At 73.3% G+C, this 16,327-nt stretch carries 13 protein-coding genes; 9 read left to right on the top strand and 4 right to left on the bottom strand.

Annotated features, from left to right (window positions below):
* Positions 1-36 precede the first annotated feature (36 nt).
* Both glmU and L6241_RS12550 read left to right on the top strand, forming a co-directional pair.
* Positions 37-1,491 (top strand): bifunctional UDP-N-acetylglucosamine diphosphorylase/glucosamine-1-phosphate N-acetyltransferase GlmU, encoded by a 1,455-nt coding sequence (gene glmU / locus L6241_RS12555; protein WP_201465609.1) that lies wholly within the window; start codon positions 37-39, stop codon positions 1,489-1,491.
* Positions 1,492-1,544: 53 nt separating this feature from the next.
* Positions 1,545-2,525 (top strand): ribose-phosphate diphosphokinase, encoded by a 981-nt coding sequence (locus L6241_RS12550; protein ID WP_123091244.1) that lies wholly within the window; start codon positions 1,545-1,547, stop codon positions 2,523-2,525.
* A gap of 84 nt (positions 2,526-2,609) precedes the next feature.
* Here L6241_RS12550 and L6241_RS12545 read toward each other — a convergent pair whose 3' ends face one another.
* Together L6241_RS12545 and L6241_RS12540 are read right to left on the bottom strand one after the other, a co-directional pair.
* On the bottom strand, positions 2,610-3,491 hold the full coding sequence (locus L6241_RS12545) for an endonuclease domain-containing protein (protein ID WP_368246509.1): 882 nt from the start codon (positions 3,489-3,491) through the stop codon (positions 2,610-2,612).
* 165 nt (positions 3,492-3,656) lie between these two features.
* Positions 3,657-4,214, bottom strand: coding sequence for a CGNR zinc finger domain-containing protein (locus L6241_RS12540; protein WP_123091242.1), 558 nt, complete (start codon positions 4,212-4,214; stop codon positions 3,657-3,659).
* A gap of 80 nt (positions 4,215-4,294) precedes the next feature.
* Here L6241_RS12540 and L6241_RS12535 point away from each other — a divergent pair, with 80 nt between their 5' ends.
* The 3 genes from L6241_RS12535 to pth all read left to right on the top strand — a co-directional run bounded on the left by L6241_RS12535 (position 4,295) and on the right by pth (position 6,877).
* Positions 4,295-5,317 (top strand): DMT family transporter, encoded by a 1,023-nt coding sequence (locus L6241_RS12535; RefSeq protein ID WP_368246507.1) that lies wholly within the window; start codon positions 4,295-4,297, stop codon positions 5,315-5,317.
* A 170-nt stretch (positions 5,318-5,487) separates the two neighbouring features.
* Positions 5,488-6,192, top strand: a complete 705-nt coding sequence (locus L6241_RS12530; protein ID WP_368246505.1) for a 50S ribosomal protein L25/general stress protein Ctc — start codon at positions 5,488-5,490, stop codon at positions 6,190-6,192.
* Between the two features lie 64 nt (positions 6,193-6,256).
* Entirely contained in the window at positions 6,257-6,877 is a 621-nt protein-coding gene (gene pth / locus L6241_RS12525; RefSeq protein ID WP_368246503.1) for an aminoacyl-tRNA hydrolase, read from the top strand.
* Positions 6,878-6,913: 36 nt separating this feature from the next.
* On the opposite strand, the gene L6241_RS12520 is transcribed toward pth, so the two are convergent.
* Complete coding sequence (locus L6241_RS12520; RefSeq protein ID WP_123091238.1) at positions 6,914-7,630, bottom strand: PspA/IM30 family protein; 717 nt, start codon at positions 7,628-7,630, stop codon at positions 6,914-6,916.
* Between the two features lie 130 nt (positions 7,631-7,760).
* Positions 7,761-9,803, bottom strand: coding sequence for a TPM domain-containing protein (locus L6241_RS12515; protein ID WP_368246501.1), 2,043 nt, complete (start codon positions 9,801-9,803; stop codon positions 7,761-7,763).
* 64 nt (positions 9,804-9,867) lie between these two features.
* Between L6241_RS12515 and mfd the strand changes: the two genes are divergently transcribed.
* The 4 genes from mfd (at position 9,868) to eno (ending at position 16,327) form a co-directional block, all read left to right on the top strand.
* Entirely contained in the window at positions 9,868-13,500 is a 3,633-nt protein-coding gene (gene mfd / locus L6241_RS12510) for a transcription-repair coupling factor (protein WP_068273190.1), read from the top strand.
* Positions 13,497-14,099 carry a hypothetical protein gene (locus L6241_RS12505; RefSeq protein WP_354587579.1) on the top strand — a complete coding sequence of 201 codons (603 nt, stop codon included), beginning with the start codon at positions 13,497-13,499 and terminating at the stop codon, positions 14,097-14,099. Before mfd ends, L6241_RS12505 begins: the two co-directional genes overlap by 4 nt.
* Positions 14,100-14,101: 2 nt before the next feature.
* Positions 14,102-14,890 carry a MazG nucleotide pyrophosphohydrolase domain-containing protein gene (locus L6241_RS12500; RefSeq protein ID WP_368246499.1) on the top strand — a complete coding sequence of 263 codons (789 nt, stop codon included), beginning with the start codon at positions 14,102-14,104 and terminating at the stop codon, positions 14,888-14,890.
* Between the two features lie 156 nt (positions 14,891-15,046).
* A complete protein-coding gene (gene eno, locus L6241_RS12495; protein WP_252975060.1) occupies positions 15,047-16,327 on the top strand; it encodes a phosphopyruvate hydratase in 1,281 nt (426 codons plus the stop codon).

Raw genomic sequence — 16,327 nt, 5'->3', positions numbered from 1 at the left:
CGGGACATCCCTGACCCGAGCAGCTGGGAGCAGCACGTGAGTGACGCCCGCCCGTCCGCCGTCATCATCCTCGCCGCCGGCGAGGGCACGAGGATGAAGAGCAAGACCCCGAAGGTCCTCCACCCGATCGGCGGCGACACCCTCCTCGGGCACGCGATGCGGGCGGCCAGCGGTGCCGGCGCCGACTCGACCGTCGTCGTCATCCGCCACCAGCGCGACCGGGTCGCGGCCTACGTCGAGGAGCGCAACGCCTCGTCGGGCACGCCGGTGATCGTCGCGGACCAGGACGAGGTCAAGGGCACCGGCCGCGCCGCCGAGTGCGGTCTCGACGCCCTGCCGGCGGACCTCACGGGCACCGTCGTCGTGACGATGGGCGACGTCCCGCTGCTCACCGCCGAGACGATCTCCGCCCTCACCGCCGCTCACGTCGAGGCCGGCGCCGTCGCGACCGTCATGACCTCCGTCCTCGAGGACGCGAAGATGTACGGCCGGATCATCCGCGGCGCCGACGGCTCGGTCGAGCGGATCGTCGAGTTCAAGGACGCGACGGAGCCCGAGCGCGCGGTCCGCGAGATCAACTCCGGCATCTACGCCTTCGACCTCGACGTGCTGCGTCGTCAGCTGCCGCGCGTCGGCACCGACAACGCGCAGGGCGAGAAGTACATCACCGACGTCATCGCGCTCGCCCGCGAGGAGGGCGGCCACGTCATCGCGCACGTCCTCGAGGACCTGTGGCAGACCGAGGGCGTCAACGACCGCACCCAGCTCGCCCAGCTCGGCCGGGTGCTCAACGACCGGGTCTGCGAGCGGCACATGCGGGCCGGCGTGACGATCGTCGACCCCGCGACGACGTGGATCGACGTCGACGTGACGATCGGCGCTGACACCGTGATCCGCCCGGGCACCCAGCTGCTCGGCGCGACGAGCATCGGCGAGGACGTCGTCGTCGGCCCCGACGTCACACTCGTCGACACCGAGGTCCACGACGGCGCGGAGGTCAAGCGTGCCGAGGCCCACCTCGCCGTCATCGGCGCCGGCGCGACCGTCGGCCCGTACAGCTACCTGCGCCCCGGCACCGAGCTCGGTGCGAAGGGCAAGATCGGCGGCTTTGTCGAGACGAAGAACGCGAAGATCGGCGCCGGGGCGAAGGTCCCGCACCTCACCTACTGCGGCGACGCGGTCATCGGAGACGGGGCCAACATCGGCGCCGGCACGATCTTCGCCAACTACGACGGGGTGAGCAAGGGCCGCACGAACGTCGGGGCCCACTCCTTCGTCGGCAGCAACTCCGTCCTCGTCGCACCGCTCGACATCGCCGACGGCGCCTACGTCGCCGCCGGGTCCGCGATCACCGGGGCCGTCGAGCCCGGCCAGATCGCCATCGCCCGCGGCCAGCAGCGCAACGTCGACGGCTGGGTCGAGCGTCGCCGCGCCGGCACCGCGACCGCCCAGGCCGCGCAGGCGGCGCAGTCTGCCCCGCACACCAGCTGACCCCCTCCGCCCTCCGCACACCCCCTGCAGCACCGCACGAAAGTCGAGGCACCGTGACCGGCATCCAGAAGACCCCCGAGAAGAACCTCATGGTCTTCTCCGGGCGCACCCACACCGCGCTCGCCGAAGAGGTCGCGGCCTCCCTGGGCACCGACCTCGTGCCCACGAGCGCCTACGAGTTCGCCAACGGCGAGATCTACGTGCGCTACGAGGAGTCGGTGCGTGGCTGCGACGCCTTCGTCATCCAGAGCCACGCGACGCCGATCAACGAGGCGATCATGGAGCAGCTCATCATGGTCGACGCCCTCAAGCGCGCGAGCGCGAAGCGGATCACCGTGGTGCAGCCCTTCTACGGCTACGGGCGCCAGGACAAGAAGCACAAGGGGCGCGAGCCGATCAGCGGCCGGCTCATGGCCGACCTCTTCAAGACCGCCGGCGCCGACCGGCTCATCTCGGTCGACCTGCACACCGACCAGATCCAGGGCTTCTTCGACGGCCCCGTCGACCACCTCATGGCGATGCCGATCCTCGCCCGCCACGTCCGCGAGAAGTACGGCGACCGCCAGCTCGCCGTCGTCTCCCCGGACGCCGGCCGGATCAAGGTCGCCGAGCAGTGGTCGCGCCAGCTCGGCGGGGCGCCGCTGGCCTTCATCCACAAGACGCGTGACATCTCGCGCCCGAACGAGACCGTCGCCAACCGCGTCGTCGGCGAGGTCGAGGGCCGTCTGTGCGTGCTCGTCGACGACATGATCGACACCGCCGGCACGATCACCAAGGCCGCCGACGCGATCATGGCCGAGGGCGCCGCGGGCGTCGTCATCGCCGCGACCCACCCGATCTTCTCCCCACCGGCCGTCGAGCGGATGACCGCGTGCTCGGCCGAGGAGATCATCGTGACCAACACCCTCCCGCTGACGCCCGAGCAGCACTTCGAGGGGCTGACCGTCCTGTCGATCGCGCCGCTCATCTCGGCCGCGATCCGTGAGGTCTTCGAGGACGGGTCGGTGACCTCCCTCTTCGAGGGCCGCGCCTGACCTCCCTTCGCCCCACCTCGCAGAGGTGAGCACGAATCGCCGCTACGGCCAGGACGTAGCGGCGATTCGCGCTCACCCGGCCGCTCAGCCGAGCAGGCCCCGCAGCAGCGACACGAGGTCTGCGAGGCGAGACCCCCGGAGGTCGTCCGCAGTGATCCGCAGGACGCGCCAGCCGAGGGACTCGAGCCGTCGTACCCGGGTGATGTCCAGCCGCCACTGGGCCCGATCTGTCCGGTGGTGGTCGCCCTCGTACTCGACCACGACCTTCGCATCCGGCCAGACCAGGTCGCAGCAGGCCACCTCCTCGCCGTCGTCGGTGCAGATCCGTGCGTTGAGGAGCGGCTCCGGCAGGCCCGCCTGAGCGAGCGCGAGCCGCGTCCTCGTCTCCATCACCGAGCGTGACCCGACGCGGACGAGCGCAGCCGCGTCGCGCAGACGAGCCGATCCGAGACGCCGCGTGCGGGCGACCCGGTGCAAGCCAGCGAGCAGCTCGGGCCGACCGCGCACGACGCAGTCGCCGATGGCGACCAGGTCGTCGCGGGTCAGGCCCACGGCACCCAGGTCCGCCCACGTCTCAGCACGGGTCGTGACGGGCAGCCCGCGCACTGACGTCGTGGCCCGCGTCTCGAGACCACGGTGCCCGGTGATGCCGGGTCGGCGCACCTGAGCCTGCGCCGTGGGCCTGATGACGTGGAGCCGCTCGTCGGCGTCGGTCCAGGTCGGGAGGGGCAGAGCCCAGATCCGTGCGGCGGTGAGGTGCGAGTAGGCGAAGGGGGCGGGCATCCCGAGCGCGACGGCAGCCAGCCGGGCGTCGCCGTCGAGGCGATCGAGGCTGTGGACCCCGTGGGTCACCGCGACGAGGTCACCTCGGCGCAGCCTCTGGTCGGCGACGCCGGCGACGCCGGCATCAGCGCTCGTGAAGGCCCGTCCCAGTGACCTGGGGAGCGGCCGCGGTGCGCGGGGCATGCCCTCGATGGTGCCGAGAAGCCCGGTGGGCGCCGACGGGCTGTCCACAGCAACGGCCGGTGAGCGCGAATCGCCGCTACGCACTCGTCGTAGCGGCGATTCGTGCTCACCCTCGGGAGGGTGGGGCGGGCGAGCCGGGGTGGGGGTGCCCGGGCGAAGGGGGAGTCAGTCGCCCTGGCGGGAGCGGTAGGCGGCGGCGGCTAGGCGGTTGCCGCAGCCCCCTTCGCAGTAGCGCTTCGAGCGGTTGCGCGAGAGGTCGACGACGACGTCGTCGCAGTCGTCGGCCGCGCAGATGCGCAGCCGGCCGAGCTCGTCGGCCCGGATGACGTCGACGAAGGCCATCGCCGCCTCGACCTGCATGCGTCGGGCGAGCGGCGCGTCGGGCGAGGTCGCGTGGATGTGGAAGCCGTAGCCGTCGTGGTCGACGAGCTGGGGGAGGGCCTGGCCGTCGCGCAGCAGCGCGTTGACGAGGTCGACGACCCGCTCCGGGTCGTCGGCGGCCAGCCACACCTCGCGCAGCCGGGGCCGCAGCGCCCGCACCTGCTCGAGCTCGGCCTCGTCGCCGACCCGCCGCCCGGTCCAGCCCCAGTGCCCGAAGAAGTCCTCGAGCTGCGCGACGCTCGAGAGCGTGTCGCCGTCGGCGTCGGGGAAGGCCCCGACGGCGGTGTTGACCAGGGCCGCGGTGCCGCGCAGCGCATCGTTGGTGTCATGACCAAAAGACATCTTGACTCCTGACGTCGGGGACGCATATCGTCATCACCATCAGTCTATGTCACTCATGACGATCCCTCGAGGAGGTCCCCGTGACCCAGCGCTCCACCCCCTTCGTCGCCGGTCTCGCGGTGGCCCTCTTCTCCGCAGCGACCTTCGGCTCGTCCGGCACCTTCGGCGCCTCGCTCATGCAGGCCGGCTGGACGCCCGGGGCGATCGTCACCGCGCGCATCACCGGTGCCGCGCTGCTCATGCTCGTGCCGGCGCTCGTCGCCCTGCGCGGCCGCTGGGCCCTGCTGCGCCGCAACCTGCCCAAGGTCGCCGCGTACGGCGTCGTCGCCGTCGCCGGCTGCCAGCTCGCCTACTTCAACGCCGTCGACCACCTCTCGGTCGGCGTCGCGCTGCTGCTCGAGTACCTGGCGCCTGTCCTCATCGTCGGCTGGATGTGGCTGCGCCACGGCCGCCGCCCGAGCCGGCTGACCATCGCCGGCGTCGCCGCCGCGGTGCTCGGTCTCGTGCTCGTCCTCGACGTCTTCTCGGGGGCGCGCGTCGACCTCGTCGGCGTCATGTGGGGCCTGCTCGCCGCCGTCGGGCTCGTCGTCTTCTTCCTCCTCTCCTCCGACGAGGAGGACGCGCTGCCCCCGATGACCTACGCCGGCGCCGGACTCGTCATCGGTGCGCTGAGCCTGGGGGCCGCGGCCCTCGTCGGCGTGCTGCCGCTCGCCGCCCCGACCGGCTGGGTCGACCTCGCCGGCTGGTCGGCCCCGTGGTGGGTCGCCATCGCCGAGCTCGCCGTCGTCGCGGGCGCGGTCGCCTACGTCAGCGGCATCGCGGCCGCCCGGATGCTCGGGGCGACGATCGCCTCCTTCGTCGGCCTCAGCGAGGTGCTCTTCGCCATCGTCTTCGCCTGGGTGCTCGTCGGTCAGGCCATGGCGCCGATCCAGGTCCTCGGCGGCCTGGCCATCCTCGCCGGGGTCGCCGCGGTCAAGCTCGGCGAGGGGGAGCCGCCGGCTCCCGCGAGCGAGGCCGGTGCGACCGACGTCGCCGTGAGCGAGGCCGACGGGACGGCGCAAGACCAGCCGGCCGGTTTTGGCCCCTCCGCGCAGGTCCACTAGGATCACCGGGTTGCCTCGGCGAGGGACGTTGCACAGTCGCAGCGATCCGTGATCGACGCGGTGGACCTCCGTGTCCTGCTGCCGTCCGTGCTGCGCCCCACGTCGAGGCCCACCGCCCGATATGACGCGACCCGCTGACACGGGTCGTCCCCCAGCTGAAGGAGCCCCGCATGTCCAGCGACGAGATCCGCATCGACGCCGAGATCCGCACCGAGTTCGGCAAGGGCGCGGCCCGCCGCATCCGCCGCGCCGACAAGATCCCCGCCGTCATGTATGGCCACGGCGGGGAGCCCCGCCACATCACCCTCCCGGGTCACGACACGATGATGGCGCTGAAGTACAACGCCAACGCGCTGCTCACGATCGTCGTCGACGGCCAGCAGGAGTACGCCCTGGCCAAGGACGTGCAGCGCCACGTCCTCAAGCCGTGGATCGAGCACGTCGACCTCGTCGTCGTCAAGAAGGGCGAGAAGGTCACCGTCGAGGTCCCCGTGCACGTCGAGGGCGAGGCCGGTCCGGAGACCATCGTCACCGTCGACGCCCAGACCCTCGAGGTCGAGGCCGACGTCACGAGCATCCCCGAGTCGATCATCGTCTCCGTCGAGGGCCTCGAGGCCGGCACCCAGGTCCTCGCCTCCGAGGTCGAGGTCCCCAAGGGCTCCACCCTCGTCACCGACCCCGAGACGCTCGTCGTCAACATCACCGAGCAGATCTCCGCCGAGGCCCTCGAGGCCGAGCTCGCCGAGGCCGAGGCCGAGGCCGGTGTCGAGCGCGACGAGTCCGAGGACGAGACCGAGGGCTCGCCGAGCGACAAGCAGCTCGCCGAGGGCGACGCCCCCATGGAGTCCCCCGAGGACGGCAACCCGGAGGCCTGATCCTCCGACACGCACCTCGACGACGGGGGAGCCGAGCCCGAGCGGGTTCGGCTCCCCCTTCGTCATGTGTCTACGCTTGCGCCTCGTGAGCGAGCAGACGTGGCTGGTGGTCGGCCTGGGCAACCCCGGGGAGAAGTACGCGGGCAACCGCCACAACGTCGGGGCGATGGTCGTCGAGGAGCTGGCCCGGCGGGCGGGGACGAGCCTGCGGGCCCACAAGGCCGGGGCCCGCGCCGAGTCCACCCGCCTCGCGCCGCCCGGCGGCGGTCTCGGGCCGCGCGTCGTGCTCGGCGTGCCGACGGCGTACATGAACGTCTCCGGAGGCCCGACGAAGGCGCTCGTCAGCTTCTTCTCCGCCGACGTCGACCACCTCGTCGTCGTCCACGACGAGCTCGACATCCCCTTCGGCGAGGTGCGGCTCAAGCAGGGCGGCGGCGAAGGGGGCCACAACGGCCTGCGCTCGATCACGAGCTCCTTCGGGACGAAGGACTACCTACGGGTGCGGGTCGGGATCGGCCGCCCGCCGGGCCGCATGGACCCGGCGAGCTTCGTCCTCAAGGACTTCTCGAGCACCGAGCGCCCCGAGCTGCCCTTCCTGCTCGACGACGCCGCCGACGCGGTCGAGCTGCTCGTGCACCGCGGGCTCACCGACGCCCAGCAGGTCGTCCACGCCCCGCGCCCCTGACCTCGTCCGCGACGGCAGGCCCGCAGCAGGGGTGGCTCAGGCGCCGCCCTTGAGCTGCTGGAGGCGCGCCTCGATCTCCGCGTCGTGCGAGTGGTCCTCGAGCTCGGCGAACTGGTCCTCGATGCTCGTCGACTGGGCCTCGGCGCGGCCGGCGACCATCGCCTCCTGGTGCTTGATCTTGTCCTCGAAGCGGGACAGCTCGCTCGTGGGGTCCATGACGTCGATCGAGCGGATCGCGCCCTGCACCCGCTCCTGGGCCTCGGCCGAGCGGGCCCGCGCGACGAGCTGGTCGCGACGGCCCTTGAGGTCCTCGAGCTTCGTGCGCATCTGGGTCAGCCCACCCTTGAGCTGCTCGACCGTCGCGTTCTGCGCCTGGATGCGCGGCTCGGCCTCGGTGACCTCTCCCTCGAACTGGATCTGGCGCTGCAGGGCGACCCGGGCCAGCCCGTCGAACTTGTCGGCGCCGGCGGTGTCGCCCGCCCCGCGCAGCTGGTCGGCCTTGCTCGACGCGGCGCCGGCCTTGCGGCCCCACTCGGTGGCCGCGGCGCGGTCCTCCTCGAGGTCGGCCTCGGCCAGGCGCACCCCGGCGATGGTCTGCGCGACGGCCTCCTCGGCCTCGGCGATCGAGCTCGTGTAGTCGCGCACGAGCTGGTCGAGCATCTTCTCGGGGTCCTCGGCCCGGTCGAGCATCGAGTTGATGTTCGCCTTCGCCAGCTGGGCGACGCGGCCGAGGAGGGTCTGCTTCTGGGTCATCGTTGGCCTTCCTGTCTCGGCGCGGTCGCGCCGGTGGTGGTGCTGCGGATGGGTGTGGTGCGGTCGAGGTGGTGGGTCGTCGTGGTCGTCCGGCGAAGGGGGTGCCGCGCCGGCGGGCCGGGGGAGCGGGTCAGAAGCGACCACCCCCGCCGAAGCCGCCGCCTCCGCCACCCCCGCCGCCGAAGCCTCCTCCGAAGCCGCCGGAGCTGCCGCCCCAGCCGCCCCCGCGGCTGCCGCCTCCGAAGCCCCCGGAGAGGATGCCGCCGAGGATGATCGAGGTGGGGTCGAGCCCACGGCTGCCGCCCCCGAAGCCCCCGCCGTAGCCGCCCCGGCCGCCGCTGCGCCAGTCGTCGACGTCGCTCCGGGCGGTGGACAGGGCCCGCTCGCCGAGGCGCTCGGCCTGGCCGAGGAGGTCGTCCGCACGGTCGGCGTCCGTGGCGGTGGCCTGCTCTGCCTGCGCGAGGAGCTGGTAGGCCTGGTCGATGTCGGTGCGGGCCTCGACGGACACGGCGCCCCGGGTGCGCGAGATCGTCGCCTGGATCGAGTCGAGCCGCGCGCGCACGGTCTGCGCCCGGCGTGCGACGAGGTCCGCGGCGCGCCGGCGCACCTCGTCGGCCTCGCGGTGCGGGGCGAGCGCGGCGTCGAGGTCGCGCTCGGCGCTCGTCAGCGCGCTGAGGGCGGCGAGGGGGTCGCCGCCGGAGCGGGCGCGCACCCCGTCGTCGATCGCCGTGCGGGCCGCGGCGAGCGCGGTGGTCGTCAGCTGGTCGTGCGCGCCGAGGCGCTCGGCGTCGGCGACGTCGGAGGTGATCGAGGCGAGCGCCCGGTCGAGGTGCCCCGCCGCGTCGGCGAGCACGCCCTGCGCGCCGGAGACGGCGTCAAGAGCGGCCACCGCCTGCCCGAGGGCGTCCTCCGCCGCTCGGGCGGCAGCGACGGCGGCGGGTCGGTTGTCGCCCTGGGCGAGGTGCTCGCGTCCGGTGGCGACGAGCTCGCGGGCCGAGGCGACGAGGCCACGAGCCTGCTCGACGTCGTGCCCGACCGAGACGAGGGCCTCGGGCGGGTGGGTGGCGCGCAGCCCGGCGAGCTCCTGCTCGGCGACGGGGATGCGCTGCTCGACCTCACCGGCGCGCACGTCGAGGTCGGCGAGCACCTCGGGCACCCGCGACTGCAGGTCGCGCAGCCGGACGAACTCCTCCTCCTCGGCGTCGAGCCGGGCGTCGGCGTCGGCGGCCAGGGCGAGGATGCGCTCGTAGCCGGCCCGGGCGCGAGCGGGGTCGAGCGTGCCCTGACGCTGCGCGTCGTCGAGCTCGCGCTGCACGCCGAAGGCCTCGCTCGCCTGGGCCCGGGCCGCGGCGAGGGTCTGCTCGAAGCGCAGGGTGGCCTGGGTGCCGAACTGCGCCTGCGCGAAGGTCAGCTCCTCGGACGAGGCACGCAGGGCGTTGTCGAGGTCGACGAGCGCGGTCCCCGCCCGTGAGCGGACCGACTCGAGCGGCTCGGCCTGCTCCGGCGGGGCGTCGACGCCCGGGCCCCCGGTGGCGCCGGTCCGCGAGCGGCGGCGGCTGAGCAGCAGCCCGCCCACGCCCGCGGCGCCCGCGATCCCGGCGAAGGGCAGCCAGCCCGGGATGCTGCTGCCGGTGAGGGCGTCGGCGTACCCGTCGGCGGCCGCGACGACCGCCCCGCCCCAGTCGTCGCGGCCGAGGGCCGGCTCGATGTCCTGCGAGCGGACCTGCTGGTCGTCGCTCTCGGACAGACCCGACTCCTCGCTCGCCCACGTGCCGTAGCGCCGGTCCTCGACGGCCACGGCGAGGAGCACGTCGTCGCCGCCCATGCCCGAGCGCTCGTAGGTCTGCTGCGCCCAGGCCGAGCCCTCGGTGCCGTCGAAGGAGTCGACGTAGACGACGAAGAGCTGGATGCCCGCGTCACGGGCCCGCTGCAGGGCCTCGTCGTACTGGCCGAGGTCCCCGAGGACGCCGGCCTCGTCGGTGACCTGCTCGCGCAGGTCCATCGGCTCGGTCGTCGGGGCGGCGGGTGCGGCGCTCACGGGTGGGGGAGCGGCGGCGGCCGCGGCGCACGCCGGGCCCGCCCCGAGGGCGATCATCACGGCGGCTGCGGCCGGCCAGCGGCGCACGCCGCCCGCCGTGCTCTCGGTCGTCCCTGTGCGTGCCCGGCACCCCATGCCCTGACCCTGCCACACCGCACGGGCGCTGCAGGGCCGGGCGTGCGGCAGACTGGACCCCGGTATGAGCGAGACCCTGACTCCCCTTCGCGCAGCCGTCGCCGACCTCCCGGTCGTGACCGAGCTGCTGTCCCACGCACACCGCACCGACGAGGTCGACCTCTCCGTGCCCCCGGGCCTGCGGGCCCCGGTCGTGTCCCTCCTGAGCCGTCCGGTCGACCCCGGGGCGACGGGGGTGGCCCCCCTCCTCGTCGTCACGGCCACCGCTCGTGAGGCCGACGACCTCGCGAGCGCCCTGCGCTGCCTGCTCGACGAGCCCTCCGTCCTCACCTTCCCCAGCTGGGAGACGCTGCCGCACGAGCGGCTCAGCCCGCGCAGCGACACGGTCGGACGTCGCCTCGCCGTGCTGCGCCGGCTGGCCCACCCCTCGCCGGACGACGCCGAGCACGGCCCGGTGCAGGTCGTCGTCGCGTCCGTGCGAGCCGTCCTGCAGCCGATCGCGAAGGGGCTCGGCGACCTCGAGCCCGTGCGCATCGCCGTCGGCGACGAGCGCCCCCTCGCCCAGCTCGTCGACGCGCTGGCCGCCGCGGCGTACACCCGCACCGACCTCGTGCAGCGGCGCGGCGACTTCGCGGTACGCGGCGGGATCCTCGACCTCTTCCCCCCGACGGAGGAGCACCCCGTCCGGGTCGAGCTCTTCGGCGACACGGTCGAGTCCATCCGGCACTTCAAGGTCGCCGACCAGCGCAGCCTCGGCGAGGCCCCGGCCGTGTGGGCCCCGCCGTGCCGCGAGCTGCTGCTCACGCCGGCCGTGCGGGCCCGGGCGGCCGAGCTCGCCGAGCAGCTGCCCGGCGTCGCCGACATGCTCCACAAGGTCGCCGAGGGCATCGCCGTCGAGGGCATGGAGTCCCTCGCGCCCGCTCTCGTCGAGGGCATGGAGTCCGTCCTCGACGTGCTGCCCGAGGGCGCACGGGTCGTCGTCAGCGACCCCGAGCGCGTGCGCACCCGTGCCCACGACCTCGTCTCGACGAGCGAGGAGTTCCTCCAGGCCTCGTGGGCGAACGCCGCGAGCGGCAACGCCGTCCCCGTCGACCTCGAAGGGGTCCTCGGCACCGCCTCGCACTGGACCCTCGCCCAGGCTCGCGACCACGCGGTCGACCTCGGGCTCGGCTGGTGGACGCTCACCCCCTTCGCCGCCGACACCGAGCTCGCCGACCAGATGGCTGACGCCGTCGAGCACGAGCACGTCGCCCTCCACGTGCCCGCGGTGGAGCCGCCGCGCTTCCGCGGCAACACCGACGCCGCGGTCGAGCAGCTGCGCACCTGGCACGACGCGGGCTGGCGGGTGCTCGTCGCGACCGACGGCACCGGCCTGGCCGACCGCGTCCGCGAGGTCCTGCGCGACCACGACATCCCCACCCGTGAGGGCACCTCGCTCGAGCCCGGCGTCGTCGCGGTCGCGGTCGCCTCGCTCGGGACCGGCTTCGTCGCCGAGGAGGACCGCCTCGCGATGCTCACCGAGGCCGACCTGCTCGGCTCGAGCGGGTCGACCGGATCGACGCGCGACATGCGGCGCATGCCCTCGAAGCGGCGCAAGCAGGTCGACCCCCTCGAGCTGCAGCCCGGCGACTACGTCGTGCACGAGCAGCACGGCGTCGGCGCATTCGTCGAGATGATCCAGCGCACCGTGCAGGGCGCGACCCGCGAGTACCTCGTGCTCGAGTACGCACCGAGCAAGCGCGGTCAGCCCGGCGACCGGCTCTTCGTGCCGACCGACCAGCTCGACCAGATCACCCGCTACGTCGGCGGCGAGACCCCGACGGTCAACAAGATGGGTGGCAGCGACTGGAAGGCGACGAAGTCCAAGGCGCGCAAGTACGTCAAGCAGATCGCCGGTGAGCTCATCCGCCTCTACAGCGCGCGGATGGCGACGAAGGGGCACGCCTTCGGTCCCGACACCCCGTGGCAGCGCGAGCTCGAGGAGGCCTTCGCCCACGTCGAGACGCCCGACCAGCTCGGGACGATCGAGGAGGTCAAGACCGACATGGAGCGGGCGGTCCCGATGGACCGCCTCATCTGCGGCGACGTCGGCTACGGCAAGACCGAGATCGCCGTGCGCGCCGCCTTCAAGGCGATCCAGGACGGCAAGCAGGTCGCCGTGCTCGTGCCGACGACCCTGCTCGTCCAGCAGCACCTCAACACCTTCTCCGAGCGGTACGCCGGATTCCCCGTCGTCGTGCGCTCGCTGAGCCGCTTCCAGAGCGACAAGCAGGCGAAGGAGGTCATCGCCGGGCTCGCCGACGGGTCCGTCGACCTCGTCATCGGCACCCACCGCCTCCTCGGCTCCGAGGTGAAGTTCAAGGACCTCGGCCTCGTCGTCGTCGACGAGGAGCAGCGCTTCGGCGTCGAGCACAAGGAGCAGCTCAAGGCGATGCGCACCGCCGTCGACGTCCTCGCGATGTCGGCGACGCCGATCCCGCGCACGCTGGAGATGGCGGTCACCGGCATCCGCGAGATGTCGACCCTGGCCACGCCGCCCGAGGAGCGCCACCCGGTGCTCACCTTCGTCGGGCCGCACGAGGACAAGCAGGTCGCCGCCGCGATCCGGCGCGAGCTCATGCGCGAGGGCCAGGTCTTCTACGTCCACAACAACACGAGCTCGATCGAGCGCACGGCCGCGCACATCCGCGAGCTCGTGCCGGAGGCCCGGGTCGAGACCGCCCACGGCAAGATGGGCGAGCACCGGCTCGAGCAGGTCGTCCTCGACTTCTGGGAGCGCCGCTTCGACGTCCTCGTGTGCACGACGATCGTCGAGACCGGCCTGGACATCTCCAACGCCAACACCCTCATCCTCGACCGGGCCGACCGCCTGGGCCTGAGCCAGCTGCACCAGCTGCGCGGCCGCGTCGGTCGAGGCCGCGAGCGGGCCTACGCGTACTTCCTCTACCCGAGCGAGGCGCCGCTGACGGAGACGGCGCACGACCGGCTGCAGACCATCGCGGCCAACACCGATCTCGGGGCCGGCATGCAGGTCGCGATGAAGGACCTCGAGATCCGCGGCGCGGGCAACCTGCTCGGCGGCGAGCAGTCCGGGCACATCGCCGGCGTCGGCTTCGACCTCTACGTGCGGATGGTCGGCGAGGCCGTCGCCGACTTCAAGGGCGAGGGCGAGGCCGCCCCGGCCGAGGTGCGCATCGAGCTGCCCGTCGACGCCCACCTGCCGCACGACTACATCCCGGGGGAGCGGCTGCGGCTCGAGGCCTACGCGAAGCTCGCCGGCGCCCAGACCGAGACCGACATCGACGAGATCGTCGAGGAGGTCGTCGACCGCTACGGGCCGCTGCCCGAGCCGGTGCGCAACCTCGTCGCGGTCGCCCGGCTGCGCGTCGTCGTGCGTCGCGCGGGCCTCACCGACGTCGTCGCCCAGGGGCAGAACGTCCGGCTCGCGCCGGTCCGGCTGCGGGAGTCCCAGCAGCTGCGCCTGGCCCGGGTCTACCCGAAGTCGCTGTACAAGGAGGGCACCGGCACGGTCCTCGTGCCCCGCCCGACGACGGCGCGGATCGGGGGGTCCCCCCTTCGCGACCAGGCGGTGCTCGACTGGGCCGCCGAGCTGATCCGTACGGTGATGCTCGATGATGTGATGGACACTGGGGCGCAGAGCCCCCGACGCGCAGCACCCGAAAGGACCTCGTCGTGACCCGACGCCCCCGTCTCGCCCTCGCGCCCCTCGCGCTGGCCCTCGCCGTCGGCCTGGCCGGCTGCGGCTCCGAGCAGGTCGAGGAGGTCGGTCAGACCTGGCCGTCCGAGGCCGCCGCGACGGTGGGCGACCACACGGTCACCGTCGGCGACGTCCAGGAGGCGACGAAGGGGACGAACGCCTTCATCCGCGAGCAGGGCGGTCAGCAGCAGCTGACGACGCGCGACGTGCTCTCGACGCTGATGTTCGCACCGCAGATCATCGAGGCGGCCCAGGGTGCCCAGGCGCAGGTGCCGACGAGGGCGACCGTCGAGCGCGTCCTGCGCGACCTCGGCATCGAGCCGTCGGCGGGCACCGTCGAGTTCATCCGGGCGCAGAGCGTGCGCGAGCAGCTCACCCCCGAGCAGTCGCAGCAGGTCGCGGAGCTGCTCGGCGACGCCGACGTCAGGGTCAACCCGCGCTACGGCACCTTCAGCGCCGACCAGGGCCTCACCCAGGGCTCGCCGGACTGGCTCGAGCCGCTGCCCGAGCAGGACGCCCAGCAGCAGGCACCGCAGCAGCAGGCGCCCGGGGCCCCCGAGCCCACGCCCGCTCCCTGAGCGTGACCGCCCGCGTCGTCCTCCTGTCGAGCAGCCCCCGGGTCGCCCCGGGCCTGCTCAGCCGTGATGCGTGGCGCTGCCTCGAGGGCGCGTCCTCGCGGTGGTGCCGCTCGGACGACGAGGCGCTCGCCGGCGCAGTGCGCTCGGCCGGTCTGCCCGTCGAGAGCGTCGACGAAGGGGTGACCCCTCCCGTCCTCGCCCGCCGGCTCGTCGCGGCGACGCAGGGCGGGCGCGAGGTCGTCTGGGTCGGGTCGGCCGACGGCGACCCCGGGCTGTCCGACGCGCTCGCCGCAGAGCTGTCGGCGCTGGCTGACCCGCCGGAGATCGAGGTGCTCGTCGGGTCGTGGGACGTGCCGGGCGCGCGGCTGCTCGACGCCGTCGCCGTCATGGACCGCCTGCGCAGCCCGGGCGGGTGCCCGTGGGACGCCGAGCAGACCCACGAGTCGCTCGTGCCGTACGCGCTCGAGGAGGCCGAGGAGGTCGCCGAGGCGGTCGCCGGCCTCGCCGACGGCAGCCACCGCTACGAGGACCTGCGCGACGAGCTCGGGGACCTGCTGCTTCAGGTGCTCTTCCACGCCCGGGTCGCGACCGAGGCCGAGCCGGGGCCGACGGCGGCCGACGCCCCCTTCGACATCGACGACGTCGCCGCGACCCTCGTCGCGAAGATGGTCCGCCGCCACCCCCACGTCTTCGGCGACTCGACGGCGAGCACCCCCGCCGAGGTCGAGGAGCAGTGGGCCCAGATCAAGGCCCAGGAGCGCGCCGACCGCGCCGCCCGCCGCGAGGCCTAACCGCCGTCCGCGCCACCCGGCGCGCGTGGCACGCGGGATCGGGAGGGGGCCGTCCGGCGTGTGCGCCCGAGACCGGCTGGGCCGCTCGATACCCTCGGCCCTAGGCTCGCAGGGGGAGCACCTGCCCCCTTCGCCCATCCGACAGGAGTGACAGACGTGGCCACCATCGAAGCCATCGGCGCCCGCGAGATCCTCGACTCGCGCGGCAACCCGACCGTCGAGGTCGAGGTCGCCCTCGACGACGGCAGCATCGGCCGTGCGGCCGTGCCCAGCGGTGCCTCCACCGGCGCCTTCGAGGCGGTCGAGCGCCGCGACGGCGACAAGAAGCGCTACCTCGGCAAGGGCGTCCAGGACGCGGTCCGCGCGGTCGAGGAGGAGCTCATGCCCCAGCTCCTCGGCTACGAGGCCAGCGACCAGCGCATCGTCGACAACGAGATGCTCGCCATCGACGGCACCGACAACAAGGGCACCCTCGGCGCCAACGCCATCCTCGGCGTCTCCATGGCCCTCGCCCACGCCGCGGCGCAGTCCAGCGAGCTCCCGCTCTTCCGCTACCTCGGCGGTCCGAACGCGCACGTCCTGCCCGTGCCGATGATGAACATCCTCAACGGCGGCAGCCACGCGGACTCCAACGTCGACATCCAGGAGTTCATGATCGCGCCGATCGGCGCCCCCTCCTTCCGCGAGGCGCTGCGCTGGGGCACGGAGGTCTACCACCAGCTCAAGGCCGTGCTCAAGGACAAGGGCCTGTCGACCGGTCTCGGCGACGAGGGCGGTTTCGCGCCGAACCTCGGCAGCAACCGCGACGCGCTAGACCTCATCGTCGAGGCCATCACGAAGGCCGGCTTCACGCCCGGCAAGGACATCGCGCTCGCGCTGGACGTCGCGGCCAGCGAGTTCTGCGAGAAGGGCAAGTACACCTTCGAGGGCAAGAAGCGCTCCGCGAAGGACATGGTCGAGTACTACGCCGAGCTCGTCGACGCCTACCCGCTCGTGTCCATCGAGGACCCGCTGGACGAGGACGACTGGGAGGGCTGGGTGGCCATCACCGAGCGCCTCGGGTCGCTCGTGCAGCTCGTCGGCGACGACCTCTTCGTCACGAACCCCGAGCGCCTCGGCCGCGGCATCGCCGAGGGCGCGGGCAACGCCCTGCTCGTCAAGGTCAACCAGATCGGCACGCTGACCGAGACCTTCGACGCCGTCGCCCTGGCGCACCGCAGCGGCTACCGCTGCATGATGAGCCACCGCTCCGGCGAGACCGAGGACGTCACGATCGCCGACCTCGCGGTCGCGACGAACTGCGGCCAGATCAAGACCGGGGCGCCCGCGCGCTCCGAGCGCGTCGCGAAGTACAACCAGCTCCTGCGCATCGAGGAAGAGCTCGACGACGCCGCCGTCTACGCCGGCGCCGGCGCCTTCCCGCGCTTCCAGGGCTGA

This window comes from Janibacter sp. Y6, from assembly GCF_040900765.1.
Classification (GTDB): Bacteria; Actinomycetota; Actinomycetes; order Actinomycetales; family Dermatophilaceae; genus Marihabitans; species Marihabitans melonis.
Note: the sequence above shows the minus strand (reverse complement) of the source record. Positions and strands in the feature narration are given on the sequence as shown.

Excerpts from the sequence above, each read along its gene's own strand:
- L6241_RS12540 (WP_123091242.1), bottom strand. The coding sequence starts at position 4,214 with ATGTCTTTTGGTCATGACACCAACGATGCGCTGCGCGGCACCGCGGCC.
- L6241_RS12520 (WP_123091238.1), bottom strand. The coding sequence starts at position 7,630 with ATGACCCAGAAGCAGACCCTCCTCGGCCGCGTCGCCCAGCTGGCGAAG.
- L6241_RS12515 (WP_368246501.1), bottom strand. The coding sequence starts at position 9,803 with ATGGGGTGCCGGGCACGCACAGGGACGACCGAGAGCACGGCGGGCGGC.
- L6241_RS12545 (WP_368246509.1), bottom strand. The coding sequence starts at position 3,491 with ATGCCCCGCGCACCGCGGCCGCTCCCCAGGTCACTGGGACGGGCCTTC.
- L6241_RS12530 (WP_368246505.1), top strand. The coding sequence starts at position 5,488 with ATGTCCAGCGACGAGATCCGCATCGACGCCGAGATCCGCACCGAGTTC.
- mfd (WP_068273190.1), top strand. The coding sequence starts at position 9,868 with ATGAGCGAGACCCTGACTCCCCTTCGCGCAGCCGTCGCCGACCTCCCG.
- pth (WP_368246503.1), top strand. The coding sequence starts at position 6,257 with ATGTGTCTACGCTTGCGCCTCGTGAGCGAGCAGACGTGGCTGGTGGTC.